Annotated in this window: 21 protein-coding genes and 1 riboswitch; of the genes, 10 read left to right on the top strand and 11 right to left on the bottom strand. The window is 68.4% G+C overall.

Annotated elements, in window-relative coordinates; translation table 11 throughout:
* Positions 1–4: 4 nt before the first annotated feature.
* Positions 5–1,318, top strand: coding sequence for a serine hydrolase domain-containing protein (locus AAW51_RS07330; RefSeq protein WP_238947784.1), 1,314 nt, complete (start codon positions 5–7; stop codon positions 1,316–1,318).
* A 25-nt stretch (positions 1,319–1,343) separates the two neighbouring features.
* Here the strand turns inward: AAW51_RS07330 and AAW51_RS07325 are convergent, their stop codons facing one another.
* Both AAW51_RS07325 and AAW51_RS07320 read right to left on the bottom strand, forming a co-directional pair.
* Positions 1,344–2,015 (bottom strand): LysE family translocator, encoded by a 672-nt coding sequence (locus AAW51_RS07325; protein ID WP_047194078.1) that lies wholly within the window; start codon positions 2,013–2,015, stop codon positions 1,344–1,346.
* An 80-nt stretch (positions 2,016–2,095) separates the two neighbouring features.
* Positions 2,096–2,587 (bottom strand): MarR family winged helix-turn-helix transcriptional regulator, encoded by a 492-nt coding sequence (locus AAW51_RS07320; RefSeq protein ID WP_047194077.1) that lies wholly within the window; start codon positions 2,585–2,587, stop codon positions 2,096–2,098.
* A gap of 77 nt (positions 2,588–2,664) precedes the next feature.
* On the opposite strand from AAW51_RS07320, the gene AAW51_RS07315 reads away from it, so the two are divergent.
* Complete coding sequence (locus AAW51_RS07315; RefSeq protein WP_047194076.1) at positions 2,665–3,255, top strand: PaaI family thioesterase; 591 nt, start codon at positions 2,665–2,667, stop codon at positions 3,253–3,255.
* The gene (gene gloA, locus AAW51_RS07310) at positions 3,252–3,641 is read left to right on the top strand and encodes a lactoylglutathione lyase (protein WP_083438149.1); all 390 of its coding nucleotides are present in this window, start codon (positions 3,252–3,254) and stop codon (positions 3,639–3,641) included. Before AAW51_RS07315 ends, gloA begins: the two co-directional genes overlap by 4 nt.
* Before the next feature lie 15 nt (positions 3,642–3,656).
* Here the strand turns inward: gloA and AAW51_RS07305 are convergent, their stop codons facing one another.
* The 3 genes from AAW51_RS07305 to AAW51_RS07295 form a co-directional block, all read right to left on the bottom strand.
* Positions 3,657–4,280 carry a bifunctional 4-hydroxy-2-oxoglutarate aldolase/2-dehydro-3-deoxy-phosphogluconate aldolase gene (locus tag AAW51_RS07305; RefSeq protein WP_047194074.1) on the bottom strand — a complete coding sequence of 208 codons (624 nt, stop codon included), beginning with the start codon at positions 4,278–4,280 and terminating at the stop codon, positions 3,657–3,659.
* 28 nt (positions 4,281–4,308) lie between these two features.
* The gene (gene edd, locus AAW51_RS07300; RefSeq protein ID WP_047194073.1) at positions 4,309–6,123 is read right to left on the bottom strand and encodes a phosphogluconate dehydratase; all 1,815 of its coding nucleotides are present in this window, start codon (positions 6,121–6,123) and stop codon (positions 4,309–4,311) included.
* A 244-nt stretch (positions 6,124–6,367) separates the two neighbouring features.
* Complete coding sequence (locus AAW51_RS07295; RefSeq protein ID WP_047194072.1) at positions 6,368–6,829, bottom strand: hypothetical protein; 462 nt, start codon at positions 6,827–6,829, stop codon at positions 6,368–6,370.
* 91 nt (positions 6,830–6,920) lie between these two features.
* Here AAW51_RS07295 and AAW51_RS07290 point away from each other — a divergent pair, with 91 nt between their 5' ends.
* Entirely contained in the window at positions 6,921–7,562 is a 642-nt protein-coding gene (locus AAW51_RS07290; protein WP_238947783.1) for a gamma-glutamylcyclotransferase, read from the top strand.
* A gap of 8 nt (positions 7,563–7,570) precedes the next feature.
* Here AAW51_RS07290 and AAW51_RS07285 read toward each other — a convergent pair whose 3' ends face one another.
* The gene (locus tag AAW51_RS07285) at positions 7,571–8,227 is read right to left on the bottom strand and encodes a nucleotidyltransferase family protein (RefSeq protein ID WP_047194070.1); all 657 of its coding nucleotides are present in this window, start codon (positions 8,225–8,227) and stop codon (positions 7,571–7,573) included.
* 362 nt (positions 8,228–8,589) lie between these two features.
* Here AAW51_RS07285 and pdxH point away from each other — a divergent pair, with 362 nt between their 5' ends.
* On the top strand, positions 8,590–9,225 hold the full coding sequence (gene pdxH, locus AAW51_RS07280; protein ID WP_047194069.1) for a pyridoxamine 5'-phosphate oxidase: 636 nt from the start codon (positions 8,590–8,592) through the stop codon (positions 9,223–9,225).
* A 74-nt stretch (positions 9,226–9,299) separates the two neighbouring features.
* Here pdxH and AAW51_RS07275 read toward each other — a convergent pair whose 3' ends face one another.
* From AAW51_RS07275 to msrA, 3 genes are all read right to left on the bottom strand, one after another.
* On the bottom strand, positions 9,300–11,360 hold the full coding sequence (locus AAW51_RS07275; RefSeq protein WP_083438148.1) for a TonB-dependent receptor: 2,061 nt from the start codon (positions 11,358–11,360) through the stop codon (positions 9,300–9,302).
* Positions 11,361–11,506: 146 nt separating this feature from the next.
* Complete coding sequence (locus AAW51_RS07270) at positions 11,507–11,881, bottom strand: hypothetical protein (RefSeq protein ID WP_047194067.1); 375 nt, start codon at positions 11,879–11,881, stop codon at positions 11,507–11,509.
* 122 nt (positions 11,882–12,003) lie between these two features.
* Entirely contained in the window at positions 12,004–12,552 is a 549-nt protein-coding gene (gene msrA, locus AAW51_RS07265) for a peptide-methionine (S)-S-oxide reductase MsrA (RefSeq protein ID WP_047197534.1), read from the bottom strand.
* A 128-nt stretch (positions 12,553–12,680) separates the two neighbouring features.
* On the opposite strand from msrA, the gene AAW51_RS07260 reads away from it, so the two are divergent.
* Both AAW51_RS07260 and AAW51_RS07255 read left to right on the top strand, forming a co-directional pair.
* Positions 12,681–13,871, top strand: a complete 1,191-nt coding sequence (locus AAW51_RS07260; RefSeq protein ID WP_053013407.1) for a geranylgeranyl reductase family protein — start codon at positions 12,681–12,683, stop codon at positions 13,869–13,871.
* Between the two features lie 20 nt (positions 13,872–13,891).
* Complete coding sequence (locus AAW51_RS07255) at positions 13,892–14,722, top strand: YdcF family protein (protein WP_047194066.1); 831 nt, start codon at positions 13,892–13,894, stop codon at positions 14,720–14,722.
* A gap of 432 nt (positions 14,723–15,154) precedes the next feature.
* Here AAW51_RS07255 and ubiD read toward each other — a convergent pair whose 3' ends face one another.
* On the bottom strand, positions 15,155–16,708 hold the full coding sequence (gene ubiD, locus AAW51_RS07250; protein WP_047194065.1) for a 4-hydroxy-3-polyprenylbenzoate decarboxylase: 1,554 nt from the start codon (positions 16,706–16,708) through the stop codon (positions 15,155–15,157).
* Positions 16,709–16,964: 256 nt separating this feature from the next.
* On the opposite strand from ubiD, the gene AAW51_RS07245 reads away from it, so the two are divergent.
* The 3 genes from AAW51_RS07245 to nrdR all read left to right on the top strand — a co-directional run bounded on the left by AAW51_RS07245 (position 16,965) and on the right by nrdR (position 19,983).
* Entirely contained in the window at positions 16,965–17,894 is a 930-nt protein-coding gene (locus tag AAW51_RS07245) for a lytic transglycosylase domain-containing protein (RefSeq protein ID WP_083438146.1), read from the top strand.
* 166 nt (positions 17,895–18,060) lie between these two features.
* Positions 18,061–18,185: riboswitch (ZMP/ZTP riboswitch) on the top strand.
* Between the two features lie 75 nt (positions 18,186–18,260).
* Complete coding sequence (gene glyA / locus AAW51_RS07240) at positions 18,261–19,508, top strand: serine hydroxymethyltransferase (RefSeq protein ID WP_047194064.1); 1,248 nt, start codon at positions 18,261–18,263, stop codon at positions 19,506–19,508.
* Between the two features lie 31 nt (positions 19,509–19,539).
* Entirely contained in the window at positions 19,540–19,983 is a 444-nt protein-coding gene (gene nrdR / locus AAW51_RS07235; RefSeq protein ID WP_047194063.1) for a transcriptional regulator NrdR, read from the top strand.
* Positions 19,984–20,158: 175 nt separating this feature from the next.
* Here the strand turns inward: nrdR and AAW51_RS07230 are convergent, their stop codons facing one another.
* The gene (locus AAW51_RS07230) at positions 20,159–20,551 is read right to left on the bottom strand and encodes a type IV pilin protein (RefSeq protein WP_238947782.1); all 393 of its coding nucleotides are present in this window, start codon (positions 20,549–20,551) and stop codon (positions 20,159–20,161) included.
* Position 20,552 lies beyond the last annotated feature (1 nt).

Raw genomic sequence — 20,552 nt, 5'->3', positions numbered from 1 at the left:
AGACTTGCAAACCCACTCCCCAACGGATGCGACCACGCTCGACCGCGTGAAACACGGCCTGGCCTTGTGCACGGTATGCGCCGGTGCGCTGCTCGGGGGTTGCGCCAGCCCCGGCGGCTCCGCTCCCGACAGCCGCCCGCTGAACGGGCCCGCGTTGCAGCGCCTCGACCAGGTGGTGTCGCAAGACATCCAGAAGGGCCGCCTGCCCGGCGCCGTCGTGCTGCTGTGGCGAGACGGGCGTGTGGTGCACCAGGCCGCGCTCGGCAAGCGCAATCCCGAGCTCGAGCAGCCGATGACGGCCGACACCATCTTCCGCATCTACTCGATGACCAAGCCCATCGTGTCGGTCGCGGTGATGATGCTGGTCGAGGAGGGCAAGGTGCAGCTCGGTGACCCGATCGAACGCCACCTGCCCGAGTTCAAGAACCTGAGCCTGGGCATCGAGAAAAAGGACGCCGCCGGCAACGCAGTGATCGAACGCGTGCCGTCGCCGCGCCTGCCCACCGTGCAGGACCTGCTGCGCCATACCGCCGGCCTGACCTACGGCGTGTTCGGCAGCTCGGCCATCAAGACCGAGTACCTGAAGGCCGGCGTCGAGCACGGCAAGCTGAACAACACCGAGTTCTCGCGCCGCCTCGCCACCCTGCCGTTGGCCTACGCACCCGGCACCACCTGGGAATACAGCCGCGCCACCGACGTACTGGGCGCGCTGATCGAGCGGGTCAGCGGACAGACCCTCGGCGAGCACCTGCAGCAGCGCATCTTCACGCCCTTGAAGATGACCGACACGGGCTTCCACCTGCCCGCCGACAAGCACGCACGCCTGGCCGAACCCTTCAAGCTCGACCCCGACACCAAGCAGCCGGTGCGTTTGCTCGACGCGACCCGCCCGCCGGTGTTCGAGTCGGGCGGCGGCGGCCTGGTGTCGACCGCGAGCGACTACCTGACCTTCGCGCGGATGCTGCTCAACGGTGGCGAGGTGGACGGCGTGCGGCTGCTGTCACGCAAGACGGTCGAGTTGATGACGAGCGACCACCTCGGCACCGATGTGATCCTGAAGAGCCAGGTGCCGGGCGCCACCACCGGCTACCTGCCCGGCGACGGCTACGGCTTCGGGCTCGGCTTCGGTGTGCGGGTGACGGCCGGCGAGGCGTCCAACGCGGGGTCGATCGGCGATTACAGCTGGGGCGGCCTCGGCGGCACGTATTTCTGGGTCGATCCGCGCGAGCGGCTGATCGCGATCTGGATGATGCAGGCGCCGGGCCAGCGCGACCATTACCGCAGCCTGTTCAAGAACCTCGTCTACGCGGCCTTCTGAGGCCCGGGCACGGCACGGCCACCCGTCAGGGCCGGCCGTGCTGCGCCGGCGGCTGCCCCGGCAGCGCAGTCTGCTGGTGCGAGACCACCAGGTCGCGCAGCGACGACAGGGCCAAGGCCAGAAATGCCACCGCGCAGGCGCGATAGGTGGCACGCGCCCAATGGCGGCCGACACCGCGGAACACCCGGTCGACCAGTGCCGCGCAGATGAAACACCAGAGCACCGACGACGTCATGAAGCCGGCGAAGAAGACGCCGTAGTCGGTCGTCGTCGGCTGGTGCACCCCCACCGCGCCCATCGCACTGCCGAGCGCCGCCCAATAGGCGATGTTCTGCGGATTGGTGACTGACAGCAGCACGCCGGCGCGCAAGGCGCGGCGCCCTTCGACCGCGCCGCCCGCGTCGACCTTGAACTCCTGGTTGGCCGCACGCCACGAGTCCCAGGCCAGCCACAGCAGGTAGACCACCCCGGCCACGCCGATCGGCAGCCGCAATGCCGGGCTTTGCAGCAGCAGACCGACGCCCGCCAGCCCCAGCACCGCCCACAAGGCGTCGCCCACCAGCGAACCCAGCTGCACCGCGAACGCCGGCTTGAAGCCGCCGTGCACACCTTGGCGCACCGTTTCGGCGAAAACCGCCCCCGGGGCCGCGTTGAAGACGAACCCGAGCACGATGGCGGCAGTGAACAGCGTGAGCATGGCGAAGATCGACGGGGAAGTGGCGGCAGCCGCCACGATATCAGCTGCGGCCCTCGGCCATCGCTGCGCGGGAGGCCGCCCTACTCGCCCGCCGCGGCCTGCGCATCGGCCTCGTCCAGCAAGGCCAGACACTCATCGAGCAGCGCATGCAGCTGCACCACACGCGCCGGTCCCAGCCTTGCGTTGATCGCCAGCTGTGCCTGCTTCCACGCCCGTTGCGCTTCCGCCCGCTTGGCGATGCCGGCCTCGGTGGCTCGCACCAGCCGGCTGCGTGCGTCGTCGCCAGGGCCCTGCGTGACCCAGCCCCGTGCCGCCAGCGGCTGCAGATTGCGGGTCAGCGAAGACGGGTCGAGCTTGAGCTGGGCCGCCAGCACCGACGGCTTCACCGGCCCCTGCAGCACGACGTGCGACAACAGCGAATACTGCGTGCCCTTCAGCCCGGTGGCCCCCACCGCCGCGTCGTAGTGGCGCCCGACCGCCCGCGTCAGCTGTCGCAATTTCAGGTTGGTGCAGCCGCGCGGCGTCGCCACCTCGGCGGTCTGGACTGCGTCATCGGTGCGTTTCTTTGACATGTTGTATATTGTACCTGCAACACTTGTACCCGCAATTATTCTTCCCCGCGACCGCCACCGGCCTTGCAGGAGCCACGATGAACACGACCGTCACGCCCACCGCCCCCACGTCTGCCGCTGCCACCTCCGCCACCGACCAGCTGGCGGCCTGGCAAAGCCGCGAAGCCGAAGTGCGCGCCCGGCTGATGGACCCCGGACTGAGCCGCCTCGACCAACTGCAAGGCAAGACGGGCCTGGAGGTGTTCCAGGCGATGCTGGCTGGCGAACTGCCGCCGCCGCCGATCAGCCGCACGCTCGACTATCTGATTGTCGAGGCAGAGCGCGGCCGTGTCGTGTTCCAGGGCCGCCCGCTGTTCCGGCACTACAACCCGCTGGGCACCGTGCACGGCGGCTGGATCGCCACCTTGCTCGATTCGGCCGTGGCCTGCGCGGTGCACTCCACCCTGCCCCTGGGCAAGACCTACACCACCGTGGAGCTGAAGCTGAACTACGTGAAAGCCTTGACCGAGAAGGTGCCGCTGGTGCGCGCCGAAGGCCGCGTGATCCACACAGGGAACCGCATGGGCACCGCCGAAGGACGTTTGACCGGCCCCGACGGGACGCTTTACGCCCATGCGTCGACCACCTGCTTTATCCTCGATCTTCCCGCCCAGGCCACACCACGATGAGACTCCTCCACACCATGCTGCGCGTCGGCGACCTGCAGCGCTCGATCGACTTCTACACCCGCGTGATGGGCATGCAGCTGCTGCGCACCACCGACCGTCCCGAGCAGCAATATTCGCTCGCTTTCGTCGGCTACGGGCGCAACCCGGACCATGCCGAGATCGAGCTGACCTACAACTACGGCGTCGACCGCTACGATCTGGGCACCGCCTACGGCCATCTGGCCATCGAAGTGCCCGATGCCTATGCCGCGTGCGAAAAGATCAAAGCCAACGGCGGGCAGGTGACGCGCGAAGCCGGCCCGGTGAAAGGCGGCAGCACCGTGATCGCCTTCGTCACCGACCCGGACGGCTACAAGATCGAGTTGATCGAACGCCGGCCGAGCTGAACACCGGCGCAGACGTCAGCGGCGCAGCGCCGACGCTTGCTGCGCCAGCCGCGTGATCGCGGCCCAGTCGCGCGCCTTCACGACCTCCGACGGCGTCAGCCACGAGCCGCCACAGACCTTGACGTTGGGCAGCGCGAGGAACTGCGGTGCCGTCTCGACCGTGATGCCGCCGGTCGGGCAGAACGCCACGTCGGGAAAAGGCCCCGAGAACGCCTTCAGCAAGGGGATGCCACCGGCCGCGGTGGCCGGGAAGAACTTGAGGAAGTGATAGCCGTCGGCGTTGGCCGTCATCACTTCGCTGGCGGTCGCCACGCCGGGCAGCAGCGGCAGGCCGAGGTCCTGGCAGGCGCGGCCGATCTCCGGCGTGTAGCCCGGGCTGACCGCAAAATGGCAACCCGCTTCGCGCACTGCCTTCGCATCGACGCCGTTGCGCACCGTGCCGGCGCCGACGATGGCGTCCGGCACCGAGCGGGCGATGGCCTCCATACACTGCAGCGCGACCGGCGTGCGCAGGGTCACTTCGAGCACCTTGACGCCGCCGGCCACCAAAGCTTCGGCGAGCGGCACGGCGTCTTCGAGCCGGTCGATGACGATGACGGGGATGACGGGGCCGTGCGCGGCCAGTTCCAGCGTGTTCATGTTGTCCTTTGCATAGCGGTCGAGCGGCTCAGAGCCAGGTGCAGGCGCCTTCCTCGGCGGTCAACACGTTGCGTCGCATACCGGCGAACAGTTCGCGGCCCAGCCCATGTGCATGCACCTCGGCCAGGGCCGGGGGCATGACCGTCACCTCGCGTGCGGCCCATTCGGCCGGGTCCACCAGCGCGTCCAGCGTGCCGGCCACGGCGTCGAGGCGGATCAGGTCGCCGTCGCGCACCTTGCCGAGCGGGCCGCCGGCCAGCACTTCGGGGCTGACATGGATGGCGGCCGGCACCTTGCCCGAGGCACCGCTCATGCGGCCGTCGGTCACCAGGGCGACGCAGTGGCCCTTGCCCTGCAGCACGGCCAGCGGCGGCGTCAGCTTGTGCAACTCGGGCATGCCGTTGGCGCGCGGCCCCTGGAAGCGCACCACCGCGACGAAGTCACGCTCGAGCTCACCGGCCTGGAAGGCCTGTTGCAAGCCGTCCTGGCTGTCGAACACCAGCGCCGGTGCTTCGATGATGTGCCGCTCTTCGGGCACGGCCGAGACCTTGATCACTGAGCGCCCCAGGTTGCCCTTCAACAGCTTCAGCCCGCCCTGCGGGCTGAAGGGCGCCGTCGCGGTGCGCACGACGGCCTCGTCGCCGCTGCGCGCCGGCAGGTCGTGCCACATCAAACGGCCCTCGCTCTTGACCGGCAGGCGCCCGTATTCCTTCAGCCCGCCCTCGACCACGGTGAGCACATCGGCGTGCATGTAGCCATGCTCGACCAACTCGCGGATCACGAAGCCGGGGCCGCCGGCGGCCTGGAACTGGTTCACGTCGGCCGCGCCGTTCGGGTAGACGCGGCTGAGCAGCGGCACCACGGCGGACAGGTCGGAGAAGTCGTCCCAGTCGATCAGGATGCCGGCCGCGCGCGCCACCGCCACCCAGTGGATCAAATGGTTGGTCGAGCCGCCAGTGGCGAGCAGCGCGGCCATCGCATTGACGATCACACGCTCGTCGACCAACTCGCCGATCGGCGTGAAGCGGCGCGCCTTGACATTGCGCAGCGCGGTGCGCACGGCCTCGCGGGTCAATTCCTCACGCAGCTCGGCATGCGGGTGCACGAAGGCGGCGCCCGGCACATGCAGGCCCATGGCCTCCATCAGCATCTGGTTGCTGTTCGCGGTGCCGTAGAAGGTGCAGGTGCCCGGGCCATGGTAGGCCTGCGACTCGGCCTCGAGCAATTTGTCGCGGCCCACCAGGCCTTGCGCAAACTGTTCCCGCACCTTGGCCTTGTCGCTGTTGGACAGCCCCGACGACATCGGCCCGGCGGGCACGAACACGCAAGGCAGGTGGCCGAAGTGCAAGGCACCGATCAACAGGCCGGGCACGATCTTGTCGCAAATGCCGAGCAGCAATGCCGCATCGAACACATCGTGCGACAGCGCGACGGCGGTGCCCATCGCGATCGTGTCGCGCGAGAACAGGCTCAGCTCCATGCCGGGCAGGCCCTGCGTGACACCGTCGCACATCGCCGGCACACCGCCCGCCACCTGCGCGGTGGCGCCCTGCTTCTGCGCCTCGTCGCGGATCAGCGCCGGATAGTTTTCATAGGGGTGGTGGGCCGACAACATGTCGTTGTAGGCGGTGACGATGCCGATGTTGGGCGCGCGCTCGGCCACAACACGGAACTTCGCCTGATCGGGCAGTGCCGCAAAGGCATGCGCGACGTTGGCGCAGCCCATGCGGTCGGACCCGCGCGGCCGGTTGGCCGCGAGCGCGACGCGCTCGAGATAGGCGCGGCGGGTGGGCGCACTGCGCTCGCGTATGCGCTCGGTCACTTCGACGATTACGGGATTCATACGTGGAATGCTGAAGAGCGGATGTAACTTGTCGGACGATTATTAGGTAACCGAGTTACATCGTCAAATCAACGCAGCCCCGTCCGACCCCGGTACGGGGTCATGGCCCCAAGGCGAGTGGTGTTGCAGGGCGCGGTGGGGGGCAAGCGGGTGTGGCGCAGGCATGGGCGAACTGCCGCGCCCCTCGAACTGGGCCCCGAACCCGCCCCTGCCGCTCGCTCGCTTCCACTGCCCGGCGCGCGCGTCAGTCCTGCAGCCGCAGTTCGATCTGCGCGCCGTCCTCGCGGGTCCGCAGCGTGGGGTCAGGGGTGGCGAGCAGCAACTGCGCCGGCGAGACACCGTTGGCCTCGAGTGCATGCTGCACCCGCAGCACCTGGGCCCGCACGGCCTCCGGGTCGGCCACCGCGCGGTGACGCGCGGCGATCACGATGTTGCGCCCGCTGGTGCGCGCCTCCTGGGCGGCCCGGGCCAGCAGGTCGAGGGCCTCGGGTGGCAGCGAGGTCGAGTTGTCGACGAACCGCAGGCTGCCGAGCACCGCCGCAGGCGCCGGGGCCGTGGCTTCCACCGGCGCGGGGGCCGGCACCGACGGTATCTGCACCGCCTGGCGGGCCGTGTACCCGAGCACCGCCAACAGCAGCGCCGCGCCGAGTACCGACGCGACACCCACCTCGGAAACAGGCGGGGCCTGCTCGTTTGGAACCATCATCTGCACGACTCCCTTGTCAGCTTCATTTGTGCGCGATCATAGTAGGCGTCTGTGTTTCTCGTGGTGTCTGCCCGCCCGACGCCCATCTGCCGTGCCCGATCCTTTGCCGTCCCGCCCACCGTCCGATGATGCCGCCACCCTCGAGGTGCCGGCGGTCCGCGATCCGCAGGCGTTGCTGCAGCAGACCTTGCAAGGATGGAACCCGGACGAGGACATGTGGGTGTTCGGCTATGCCTCGCTGATCTGGAACCCGGAGGTCGAGCACACCGAGCACCGCCTGGCCAAGGTGCAGGGCTATCACCGTGCGCTGAAGATGTGGTCGCGCATCAACCGCGGCACGCCGGGTTGCCCCGGGCTGGTGTTCGCGCTCATCTCCGGCGGCACCTGCAAGGGCATGGTGCTGCGGGTGCCCAAGGCGCAGGCGCTCGACGAACTGCACAAGCTGTGGCGCCGCGAGATGCCCACCGGCGTCTACGACCCGCGCTGGCTGCCTTGCCACACGGCCCAAGGCCCTGTGCGGGCCCTCGCCTTCACCCTGAGCCGCCAGAGCCCGAACTACACCGGCAACCTGCCGCCTCAGCGCTTGTTGCAGATCCTCAGCGAGGCCTGCGGGCGCTACGGCACCACGCTCGACTATGTACTGCGCACCGACACCTGTCTGCGGGCACATGGCATCGAAGACCGGGCCGTGGCGGCCGTCCTGTCGCTCGCCCGCGCCCACCGGCTACTGTGAACCACGCCTCAGGCCGGCGTCGCCCGGCCTTCGGGCTGTGGCGGGCTGTGCGGCCGGCCCGGCTCCATTTCGCGTAGGCGCTGCAGGTCGTCCTCGGTGTCGAGGTCCATCAGCACGCCCGGGTCGTGCACGTCGACCGCCAGGCTCGGGTAGCGCGCGACGATGCGGCGTGCGCCGACGTCGCCGGTCAGCGTGGCCAGTTCTGAAAACAACTCCGCCGCGAACGCGACCGGGTGACCGCGTCGCCCCCGGTACTGCGCATAGGCGATCGGATGGTGCGTGAGCCCCTCGACCACGGCACGCAAGGTGCCCGGCTGCACCAGCGGCATATCGCCCGGCAGCACCATCCAGCCGGGTGCATCACCGCGGGCCCTGACACCCGCAGCGATCGAGTAGCCCATGCCCAGCGGTGAGGGCGCCCCGGCGCGCAGGCGCGGCGCCTCGGGCACCACCACCACATCCTCGCGGGCGACCCATAGGGTCAACGTGTCTTGCAATGGCGGCGTGGTGACCACCACCAGGGGCATACCGGCCGCCTTCACCTGCGCCAGCGTGGTGCCGAGCACGGTCGAGTTCGCGAACGGTTGAGTCAGCTTGTGGGGATGCCCTGTGAATCGCGTGCCAGCCCCGGCTGCGAGGACGACCACCACCGGTACGGCTTTCATCCGGCGTTCCTATCTGGTGAATGACGAGCCCTCGCCCATCGAGGGGACACCGTCAGGATGTGAGCCGGCCGCCGTTCCGGGAACTGGGATCTGCCCCTACGGAGTTGCCCGCCCCTGAAACTACCTCCAGTTGACAGCCTTAAGTGCAATTGGTTCGGCCGCGCGCTCGCGGCCGGCCCGCAGGCGGCTGAACGGCAGGTTCCGTACCCGCTGCTGGTGACATGGTGAAACACCGGGGCCCGACGCCCATCGCCGCTCGGGATGTCCGTGGCGAAGGCGGCGTGGCCGCGAGCGCGTACAGCTCTCAGCCCCTGCGCCCGGCTCCGGCCGTACATCGCTTTCAGCTGCCTATACTGGCGGCCATGAGCAAGATCGCCGACCTTCGCAAGAGCTACGAACGTGCCGAACTGGACGAGACCGCGGCCGGCCGCGAGCCGATGCAGCAGTTCGATCAGTGGCTGCAAGAAGCCTTGGCGGCGCATGTGCCCGAGGCCAACGCGATGACCTTGGCCACGGTCGGGCCCGACGGCCGGCCCTCCACGCGAGTGGTGCTGATCAAGGATTACGACGCGCGCGGCATCGTCTGGTACACCAATTACGACAGCCGCAAGGGCCGCGACCTGGAGCACAACCCGTACGCGGCCTTGCAGTTCCATTGGGTCGAGCTGGAGCGCGTGGTTCGCATCGAAGGCCGCGTCGAAAAGCTCAGCGACGCAGAGTCGGATGCCTATTTCCACTCCCGCCCGCTGGACTCGCGCATCGGTGCCTGGGCGTCGCCTCAGAGCCAGGTGATCGCGTCGCGGGCGGTGTTGGTGGCCAACGCCGCCAAGTACAGCGCGCAGTTCGCGCTCCACCCGCCGCGCCCTCCCAACTGGGGCGGCTACCGGCTGTTGCCGGACTGTTGGGAGTTCTGGCAAGGACGGAAGTCCCGCTTGCACGACCGCCTGCGCTACCGGCTGCAAGACGGGGCCTGGCTCAAGGAACGACTGGCACCGTGAGCCGCAGCGGCCGAGGCCGGCCGCACCCACCGGGCGAGAAGCGGCGCCGCTGTGGCGCCGACTCGCATGCGATGTCAGAAGCTCACCCGCAGCCCCACCTTCAAGCTGCGCCCCGGCAGCGGCGACAGCTCGCGCACGGTGCGGATCGACGAGGCGTTGTAGCCCAGTTCGTCGGTGACGTTGTTCAGCTTGGCGAACCACAGCGCGTCACTCGTCCCCAGCTTGAAGCGATACGTGCCCGATAGGTTGAGCAAGGTGTAGCCATCAGTGGCCACGTCGTCGGACGGCACCCGTGACTGCCGCGCGGCATGGTCCACCTCGGCCCTGGCGGTCCAGCCAGCGCGTGCCCATGCCAGCCCCACCCGTAGCCGGGCCGGTGCAATGCGGGGCAGTGGCTCACCGGTGTCGCGGTTGTGCGCCCGCACCAGGTCGGCACGCGCGTCGAGGTCCAGCGTCGAGCCCGTGTCCAACAGACGGCGGCGGCCTTCCAGCTCGAGGCCCCAGAAGCGCGCCCGCACACCCTGGAAGGCGTACACCGGGAAGCTCACGGTCTCGCCTTCTTCGCCTTCCTCGCTCACGCTCTCGCCCGTGCCCTGCAGCGCGATGAAGTTGGAAAAGCGGCTGGTGTAGGCACTGGCCTTGAAGCTGTGCGGGCCGTGCTGCCAGCCCAGGCCGACGTCGAGGTGGGCACCCCGCTCCTTGCGCTGCTGCGCATCACCGCGCTCGAACGCCGCGGTGGCCACGTGCAGGCCATTGGCATACAGCTCATAGAACGTCGGCGCCCGCTCGGTGTAGCTGAGGTTGGAGCTGAGCTGCCAGGCCGGGGCGAGATTCAACAGGCCGCCGACCGACCCGCTGCGCAACGAGAACCGGCGTTCGTCGGCAGGCCCGAAGCGCGCCTCCTCCTCCTCATCACCGCCGGCCTCGTCGCCGGCCGACGCCACACGCATCTGCTCGACGCGCACACCGGCGCTCAGCTTGCCGGCCGTCCCGGCCAGTTCTTCGACCAGAAACAGCGCCCGCTGCCGGCTGCGCGTGCTTGGCACGAAAGCCTCCTCGCCGCGCGCCGAGAACCGCGACTGCTCGAACTGCAGGCCGAGCACGCCGCGCCAGGGCCCGAGGGGCGCATGTTCGAGTTCGACGCGACCGTCGTTGCCCTGGGTGCGAAAGCGCGTGCCGACCTCGGCGCCCTCCAGTTCGTCGTGGCGATAGTCGGTGTGGCTGAACTGGACACGCAGTGCGCGCAACGGCCCCGACAGTTCACGCCGCTCGCCGGACAACGCATAGCGGTCCCGCTGCATGCGGATGTTGACCTCGGGTTCGACCACCACGCCGTAGTCGTTCTCGTAGCGATCGACCGACACGCCGAGATGCCCCTGCTCGGAGGTGTAGGCCGCGCCGAAGGCGCCGCCCTTGGCATCGCTGGCCGAATTCTCCACGCGGTCGGTGCGCGCCCGCGCCTCACCGTCGGCCCGCGGGGTGTAGCTCGGCACGCGCAAGTCGTCGGTGTCGCGGGAGAACACGTCGGCATGGACGGCGAAGCGGCCGTTGCCGGCTTCGACCATGGCCGCACCGCCGCGCTCGCGGTCGGCGCCGCCCCCACGCAGTTCGGCCGTCCCGCTCACCCCCTGGATCGGCGAGCGCGGGATACGGTTGTCGAGGGTGTTGACGACACCACCCACGGCACTGCCGCCATACAACAAGGCGGCCGGGCCGCGCAGCACTTCGACGCGCTCGACCACCAGCGGGTCGATCGGCACCGCATGGTCGAAGCTCAGGCTGGAGGCGTCGAGCGATGCGCCCGAATTGTTCAGCACGCGGATGCGGTCACCGTCCAGCCCGCGAATGACCGGGCGGCTGGCGTTGGGCCCGAAGTAGGTGGACGACACGCCGGGCAACCCATCCAGGGTCTCGCCCAACGACGTGCCGCGGCGCAACAGCAGCGGCGTGCCCGACAAGGCCGTGACGGGGGCCACCAGGTCGCGGCTGCCGAGCGGGTTGCCGGTGACGACCACCTGCGGCAAGCGGGTGTCGGAGGTGGCCGTGGTCTGGGCATGGGAAGGCAGGCAAACGGTGGTGGCAACGACGGCCAACGCCGGCAGACGCGCGCGGCGGCCGGAAACGGATGATTTCATGATGACAAGACGAAGCAAGGCCGACGTGACCTGCACGCAGCCCGAAAAGCAGATCCGCGGGAGGTCCCACGGGCCGAGGCGGCGGCACCTGCGGTTGGACAGGCGCCGGCACGGCGCCTGGAGACAGGCGCCACTGAGGCAGGGGCTCAGCCTCTCGGCGGGGCGCGGGCGTCGAAATGGCGACTGCCGATGGCGGCCGTGAACGCCCGCGGCAGCGGCGGTGGCAGCGCGTCCGGCGTGCACCGGGCCCATGCAACGGCGTCCGGCAGCGCCAGGTCGGCGCCGGCCAGACCGTCATAGAGACGGCAGGCGGGATCGTCGGCGCGGTGGCCGAACAAGGCAGTATCGTCGCCCACCGCGGCAGCGCCGCCGACCTCTTGGGCCACGACCGTGGCCAACGCGGGGCCGCGCTTCGCGTGTTGCACACCGTGCACCAGGCCCAACACCTGCACGAGCAGCAGCGCGCTGGCGAGCAGCCAGGCGGCGGTCTTGTGGGTGGATCGAGCCCGAAGCGGTGACATGATGTGGAGGGTCAACGGCCAGACGGCGCTGCGTACAGCGTGGCGCGCACGCTGGCCAAGGCGGTCAGCATATCAAGAGGCCGCCGACGGGCGGGCTACCGCCTGCATCCGGTACAACACCATCAGCCCCCCTTGACGCGGTGCGCGAAGGTTTTGCGGAACTTGTCGACCTTGGGGGCGACGACGAAGGCGCAATAGCCCTGGTTCGGATGCTGCTCGAAATAGTTCTGGTGGTAGGCCTCGGCGGGCCAGTAGTTGTCGACCGGCTTGACCTCGGTGACCACCGGTGCCGAGTAGGCGGTGCTCAGCTCGGCGATCACCTCACGCGCCACCTGCTCCTGCTCCACCGTATGGAAATAGATGCCGGAGCGGTACTGGGTGCCGACGTCGTTGCCCTGCCGGTTGAGGGTGGTCGGATCGTGGATCACGAAGAAGATTTCGAGCAGTTCGCGCAGCGTGATGCGCTGAGGATCGAACACCACCTTCACCACTTCGGCATGTCCCGTGTCGCCACTGCACACCTGCTCGTAGCTCGGCTTGTGGACCGCGCCGTTGGCATAGCCCGATTCGACATCGACCACGCCGTCGACACGGTCGTACACCGCCTCGAGACACCAGAAACAGCCACCGCCTAGGGTGATGGTCTGGTGGCCGTCGTGTGCTTGTGTCATCTCGATCTCCATCTGCCTGCGCGCGGAGCTTACTGCGAAAGCGAACAGGTCAGCGTGTCGGCTTGCGACAGCCGGGCGGGTGGCGACGCCGCTTTCCTGCACAATCGCTGCCGACTGCGAGCCAGGACGTGAGCAAAGACTTGAGCAAAGACATCTGCCAGTGCGATTTCGACCTGATCGTCGTCGGCGCGGGCCCGGCCGGCTCGTCTGCAGCACGCACCGCCGCACAGTCCGGCCTGCGCGTCGCGCTGGTCGACAAGGACGTCTTCCCTCGCGACAAGCTGTGCGGCGGATTGCTGACGCTGCGGGCCCAGAAGGTGTATCGCCATGTATTCGACACACCGTGGGACGCCGTGATCGAGGCCCGCGCACACGGTCTGCGGCTGCTGGGCCGCGACGGCCGCATGTTGAACGAGGTGCGCGATCACAAGTTGCTGCAGTTCACCGCCCGCCGCCACTTCGATGCGCTGCTGCTGCAGCAGGCCGCCGCGAGCGGTGCCGAGGTGTTGCTCGGCTCGGCGGTGCAACGCGTGGACACGGACCAGCCCGGCATCGAACTGTCCGGCGGCCGCCGGCTCAGCGCCCGCGCCGTGATCGGCGCCGACGGCGTGAAGAGCACGGTCGCGCGCACGCTGTTCGGCCGCTCCTTCGACCCCCGCACCATCGCGCTCGGGCTTGAAATGGAAGTGCCTCGCGACGGACTGCCGGCAAGCGAGGACGGGGCGCCCGAGATCTACTTCGGACGCGCACGCTGGGGCTACGGCTGGGTGTTCCCGAAGCGGGACACACTCACCGTCGGCCTCGGCGGACTGCAGGTGCACAACCCCCACCTCAAGGACGAGTTCCGCCGCTTGCTCGTCGAGCGCTTCGGCGCGCTGCCCGGCGCCCGCATCAAGGGCCACCACATTCCCTACGGCGACTACCTGCGCACGCCCGGCCGCGGCAATGTGCTGTTGTGCGGCGACGCGGCGGGCCTGGTCGAACCGATCACCGGCGAGGGTATCGCCTTTGCGATGCTGAGCGGTCAGCAGGCGGCCCTCGCCGTGGCAGCGGCACTGCAGCGGGGTCAGCCGGCCTTGGCGGCCTATTTGCCCGCGTATCGGCGCCTGAGTGCCGACTTCCGCATCGCCAACCAGCTGCGCCGCCTGATCTTCCCGCGGCTGTGCGAGCCTCTGTTCCTCAGGGCCTTGCCGAAACTGCGCAACGCGCCCGGCAAACATATGGATCTGATGGCTGACGACATCGGCTACCCGGCCTATGGTCGGTACATCGCCACCAGTGTGCTGACCCGTGCCTGGCGTAAGCTGCTGCCCTTCTGAACGCACGCACGCCCTCTTTCATGTTCGACACCCTGGCCTCGTACAAACCACTGCTCACCGCGTTGGCGCTGCCGCCGGCATCGCTGATCGTGCTGCTGCTGCTCGGGGCGCGCCTGATGGTGCGGCGGCGGGTGCTCGGGTTCTCGGTCGTGTTGACGTGTTGTGTGCTGCTGTGGCTCACCTCGACCCAGGCCTTCGCCCGCCTGCTGCAAGTCCATGTGTTGCGCCTGCCGTCCGCCCTCAGCGCGACCGAGATCGAGCGCCTGCAGACCGAGCTGAAGCCGCCGGCCAAAGTCGGGTCGAAGGCGGTCGCGACGCCGCCGCGCTTGGCCATCATCGTGCTCGGTGCCGGCATGAAGCCGCTGGCCCCCGAATACGGCGTGTCCGACCTGACGCCAACGGCGATGGAGCGCTTGCGCTACGGGGTCTGGCTGTCGCGCGCCACCGGTGCCCCGCTGGGCTTTTCGGGCGGGCTGGGCTGGGCGCAAGCCGACGAGCAGCCGGCCGAGGCGGTGATCGCGCAGCGCATCGTGCAGCAGGAATACGGACGCCACCTGACCTGGGTCGAAGACCGCTCGCGCGACACACGCGAGAACGCGCTCCGCACCGCGCCCTTGCTGCAGGAAGCCGGCGTGCGCCGCGTGCTGCTCGTCACGCACGGTTGGCATATGCGGCGTGCGGCGCGCGCCTTTCGGGAGGCGCTGGGCAGCGGTGTCGAGGTGGTGCCGGCCCCGGTCGGCTTGTTCCAGCGCCGCCCCCTGCGCGGGCTCGACTGGTTGCCGAGCACCGACGGGCTGCTGCAGAACCGGCTGGTGTTGCGGGAGCTGTTGGGCTTGACGATGGGCAGCTGAACGGCCGGGGTCTGCTTTAGCAGCACCACGAACCAAGGGAGTCAAAGGCGCATCGGCCTGGCCGGTGCCCGGCGCCCCACGGCGCGGGCCAGTGTCGCGGCCCAGAACGCTCAACACGAACGGTGAACACGAGAATCCCCTCCGGGCCATTGCAGCCCGGAGGGGGGTGTGGCTCACGCCACGATCGGGGCCGGGCGGAAGTGATCCGGCAGGACCCCTGAGCGCAGGGACTGCGCGAGTGGTATGCCTGCTTTTGCAGACGACTCAACCTTACCCACCCCGCCCGCGCAGATCAAGTGCGGCTTTCCAATGGCGATCATGAACCTCATAACGATCTGCGATGAGGCCGGCACACCAGGCAGGACAGAAAGAAGGGCCGATCGGAGGGGCCACGGGGTACAGCCGGCCTCCTGAGGGCGCACACCCGGCGATTCAACCGGCCATCAAGCGGTCGAACAGGCCAGCCACACGGCGCTCGACCTCCGCATCCATCGTGATCAGACGGCCCCACTCGCGGTCGGTCTCACCCGGCCATTTGTTGGTGGCATCCAGGCCCATCTTGCCCCCCAGCCCGGAGACCGGCGACGCGAAGTCGAGATAGTCGATGGGCGTGCGCTCGACCAGGGTGGTGTCACGCGCGGGGTCGACACGCGTGGTGATCGCCCAGATCACATCCTTCCAGTCCCGAATGTTCACATCTTCATCTGTCACCACGATGAACTTGGTGTACATGAACTGACGCAAAAAACTCCACAAGCCGAACATCAGCCGCTTCGCATGGCCCGGATAGCTCTTGCGGATGCTGATGATCGCCATGCGGTAGCTGCAGCCTTCGGGCGGCAGGTAGAAGTCGACGATCTCCGGAAACTGCTTTTGCAGGATGGGGACGAACACTTCGTTGAGGGCCACACCCAGCACGGCGGGCTCGTCTGGCGGCTTGCCGGTGTAGGTGGAGTGATAGATCGGGTCCTGGCGCATCGTGATGCGTGACACTTCGAACACCGGAAACCAGTCCTGCTCGTTGTAGTACCCGGTGTGGTCGCCGTAAGGCCCCTCCAGGGCGTGCAGGTAGCCGCCCTTTTCCTTCAACGGTACGCCATGCTCCGAACGGCCTTCGTAGCCGGCGGCTGCGGGCGGGATGTGGCCTTCCAGCACGATCTCGGCGCTCGCCGGCACCTGCAACGGCGCCCCGGCTTCGCCCACGCCGGACGCCACCACCTCGGTGCGGCTGCCACGCAGCAACCCGGCGAACTGGTACTCGGAGAGGGTGTCCGGCACCGGCGTCACGGCGCCGAGTATGGTGGCGGGGTCGGCGCCGAGCGCGACCGCGATCGGAAAGGGCCGGCCGGGCTCGGCCAACGCAAAATCGCGGAAATCCAGTGCCCCACCCCGGTGTGCCAGCCAGCGCATGATCAGCTGCCGCGGCCCGATCAACTGCTGCCGGTAGATGCCCAGGTTCTGCCGGCGCCGCGGCTTGGGCACCGACTGCGGCCCGCGCGTGATCACCAACCCCCAGGTCACCAGCGGCGCGACGTCGCCGGGCCAGCAGTGCTGGATGGGCAAACGGGTCAGGTCGACATCCGGCCCCTCCCACCGAACCTGTTGGCAAGGGGCCGAGCGCAGTTCCGCTGGCTTCATGTCCCACAGCGCCTTGCCCATTTGCAGCAGCTTGCCGGCGTCCTTCAGGCCGCGCGGCGGTTCCGGCTCCTTCAGGCTCGCCAGCAAGCGCCCGATGTCGCGCAACTCGGACACGTCGTCGGCCCCCATTCCGAGGGCCACTCGGTTGGGGGTGCCGAACAGATTCGCCAACACCGGCATTTCGTGACCCTGCGGGCGCTCGAACAGCAGCGCCGGGCCGCCGGCCTTCAGCACGCGGTCGCTCAGGGCCGTCATTTCAAGCTTGGGCGACACTGGCTCGGCCACCCGTCGCAGCTGGCCCAGCCGCTCCAGGCCGTGAAGAAACTCACGCAGGTCTCGGTACTTCATAACCAAAAGAAATTAAAAGTGAAATCCAAAAGCTTGACTGGTTATTTGCCGGCTGCCTAGAATCCGGCCGTTGTTCCCACCCAAGGGATAACCCGCACCGCTCGCCGGTGCGACGCTGCCGATGCGACAGCCGCCGTCTGCGCCACGCGTTTTGTGTGACGTACTGAAGAAGACGCGGCGCATTATCGCTGCCGACCTTGCGCGCCTTGACGTTTAACGGCTAGGGTGTGCTGGCCGGCGGAAGGAAAGGAGTGACATGACAGCGTGGGATTCCTTACGCGCCAGCCTGAAAGGCACGCGTGACGCCACTTGGGCCTCGATCACCGTGTTCTGCAAGGACGTGGGACACGGCCTGCTCGAGATCAGCCACAACGGCCTGGCCTTCGTCGGCCTGATCGTGCTGGCTGGTCTGCTGTTCCTGGCCAGCCGCGGCGACTTGCGGCACGAGCTCGAAATGCAGGCGCTGGGCTGGCTCAAGGCGCGCCACCTGGCGCGCGTCGAGCAGTCGCCCGAGGCCTTGCTGAGCAGCCTGGCGGAGCCGCAGGCGATCAAGCGGGCCACCGCGGTCGACCCGGCGGAGTTGAGCAAGCAGCAAGCGGCCGTCGCGCTGTGGCTGTCGCGCCGCTACCGGGTGGCGCCCGAACCCGTCGCGCGACTCGTCAAGGAAGCGTGGCACGTGGGCCGGCGCGCCAACATCGATCCGACGCTGATCCTGGCGATCATGGCCATCGAGTCGAGCTTCAACCCCTTCGCCCAGAGTTCGGTCGGCGCCCAGGGGCTGATGCAGGTGATGACGCGCGTGCACGACGATAAATATCAGCACTTCGGCGGCAACCACGCGGCGTTCGACCCGGTGACCAATCTGCGCGTCGGCGTGCAAGTGCTGAAGGAATGCATCGCGCGCGCCGGCAGCCTGGAAGGCGGCCTGCGCTATTACGTCGGCGCCGCCAACCTGGCGGACGACGGCGGCTACGCCGCCAAGGTGCTGTCGGAACAGACCCACCTTCGCAATGTCGCCGCCGGCCGCCACGTGCCGACCACCGCGCCGCAGCTGTTGCAGGCGGTGCAGCAGTCGCTTCCCTCCGCCGCCCAGCCGGTCCCGGCGGTGCTGCCGACCACGCCCGCACCGGCCCCCGCCGGCGCGACGCCCGAGGCGAGCGCAGAGCAAGTCGCGCTGGCGCGCTAATAGACACTGCTCACGCGCGGCGGGCAAACCCGCCCGCTACGCGACGTCGACATGGGGCCCTTCGGGGCCCCGTGGCTTTGGCGCACCCCGGTGCCAGTTTCTGCCCCTGCACAGACGCCGGAACCGGACCGTACGGGGCCTCGGTGCCTTCATATCCGCTACACTCGCGGGGCTGCACAACTGGCGATAGGGCCCCCGCTCGGGAGCGCCCAAGGTGGCGTACCACCGGGAAGTGCAGCCGGCGTGGTGTCGACTTGCTGCGCCGTTCAGCCGTTCGCCTGGGCAGCCTTCCGATCATGCGTGGAGCCGCCGCCGCGGCGGCCCCTCTCGTATCGAGGGACTTCTTGCACCGAAGAGGACTGCCAAATGTTTGACCGCACCGTTTCCACCCTCTCCAATGTCGATGCCGAGCTCTGGGCCGTGGTTCAGAAGGAGAACCAGCGTCAAGAAGAGCACATCGAGCTGATCGCGTCCGAAAACTACGCCTCGCCGGCCGTGATGGCGGCTCAGGGCACCCAGCTGACCAACAAGTACGCCGAGGGCTACCCAGGCAAGCGCTACTACGGCGGCTGCGAATATGTGGACGTCGTGGAGCAACTGGCGATCGACCGGCTCAAGCAGCTGTTCGGCGCCGAGCACGCCAACGTGCAGCCCAACTCCGGCTCGCAGGCCAACCAGGGCGTGTTCTTCGGGCTGCTGCAGCCTGGCGACACCATCATGGGCATGAGCCTGGCCGAAGGCGGCCACCTGACCCACGGCATGCCGCTGAACATGTCGGGCAAGTGGTTCAAGGTCGTCAGCTACGGTCTGAACGCACAAGAAGAGATCGACTACGAGACGATGGAGCGGCTCGCGCACGAGCACAAGCCCAAGCTCATCATCGCCGGCGCATCGGCCTACAGCCTGCGCATCGACTTCGAGCGTTTCGCCCGCGTCGCCAAGGCGGTGGGCGCCTACTTCATGGTCGACATGGCCCACTATGCCGGCCTGATCGCCGGCGGCGTCTATCCCAACCCGGTGCCGTTCGCAGACGTCGTCACCTCGACCACCCACAAGAGCCTGCGCGGCCCGCGCGGCGGCATCATCCTGATGAAGGACCACGTCGCCAAGCAGATCAACAGCGCGATCTTCCCCGGCATCCAGGGCGGCCCGCTGATGCATGTGATCGCCGCCAAGGCGGTCGCCTTCAAGGAAGCGCTCACCCCCGAGTTCAAGGCCTACCAGCAACAGGTGGTCAAGAACGCCCAGGCGCTCGCGTCGACGCTGATCGAGCGCGGCCTGCGCATCGTCAGCGGCCGCACCGAAAGCCACGTGATGCTGGTCGACCTGCGCGCCAAAGGCATCACCGGCAAGGAAGCCGAGACGGTGCTGGGTCAGGCGCACATCACCTGCAACAAGAACGCGATCCCCAACGATCCGGAAAAGCCGATGGTGACCAGCGGCATCCGGCTCGGCTCGCCGGCGATGACCACGCGTGGCTTCACCGAGGCCGAGGCGCAGCAGACCGGCCACCTGATCGCCGACGTGCTCGACAAGCCGCGTGACGAAGCCAACATCGCTGCGGTGCGCGAGAAGGTCAACGCGCTGACCCGCCGCTTCCCGGTCTACCGCTAACCGGCCGGCACAGCAGCCCCTCGTCGTCGTCATGCGCTGTCCTTTCTGCGGCCACGAAGAAAGCCAGGTCGTCGAGACCCGCGAATCCGACGAGGGGGACGTGATCCGTCGCAGGCGGCGCTGCTTGTCGTGCGACACCCGCTTCACGACTTACGAACGCGCCGAGGTCACGATGCCCTCGGTGGTCAAGAAAGACGGCAGCCGGGCCGAGTTCGACCCGGCCAAGATCCGCGCGTCGATGACTTTGGCGCTGCGCAAGCGCCCGGTCAGCCTCGAGCAGATCGATGCGGCGATGCAGCGCATCGAGCAGAAGCTCCGCTCCAGCGGCTTGCGCGAAGTGCCGAGTTCGAAGCTGGGGGAATTCGTGATGCGCGAGCTGAAAAAGCTCGACAAGGTGGCTTACGTGCGGTTCGCGTCGGTGTACCGCAGCTTTGAGGATGTCGACGAGTTCAGTCGACTGATCAAGGAGATTTGAGGGGTCAGGCTTGTTGCCGGGCGGGAGCAACACGGTGCAGCCGCTGAGCCTGCTGCATGTGGGAGCTGGGCAGAGTGTGCCGTTCACCACCAGCAGAACCGCGCCCGAAGTGGATGTCGACGTCGGCCCGTAGGCGCGACGTCTCCCATGCTCGGGCCCCCGCACGTCTCTCAGATCAGCGCCAGCACTCAGCCACGGTCGCCCCCGAGCCCGTCGCGCCGCGCACACCGGTATCGGTCAGGGTCAGGTCGCCGCACCTGTCGGCATCCATATTGCCTTGCGGCGAGGCGACCAGCTTGAAAGTGCGCGCCGTGGTGTCCTCGGAGATTTCGATGGTGTACGACGCCGCGTCACCGGTACCCTTCGGCGCCGTTGTCAGGTTGTCCGGCAACGTTGCGCCGAGGAAGGTGTTCTGTGCCGCGTAGTGGCGCTGCATGAACTGCGACGCTTCGAGCAACACCGTCTGGGCGTCCGAGCGCCGACCGCGCTTCACCTGCTCCTGGTAGCTTGGATAGGCCACCGCGGAGATGATGCCGATGATCGCCACGACGATCAGCAGCTCGACCAAG

This window comes from Caldimonas brevitalea, from assembly GCF_001017435.1.
Lineage (GTDB): Bacteria > Pseudomonadota > Gammaproteobacteria > Burkholderiales > Burkholderiaceae_C > Caldimonas > Caldimonas brevitalea.
The sequence above is the reverse complement of the archived record's forward strand: the minus strand, read 5'-3'. Positions and strand labels throughout refer to the sequence as shown.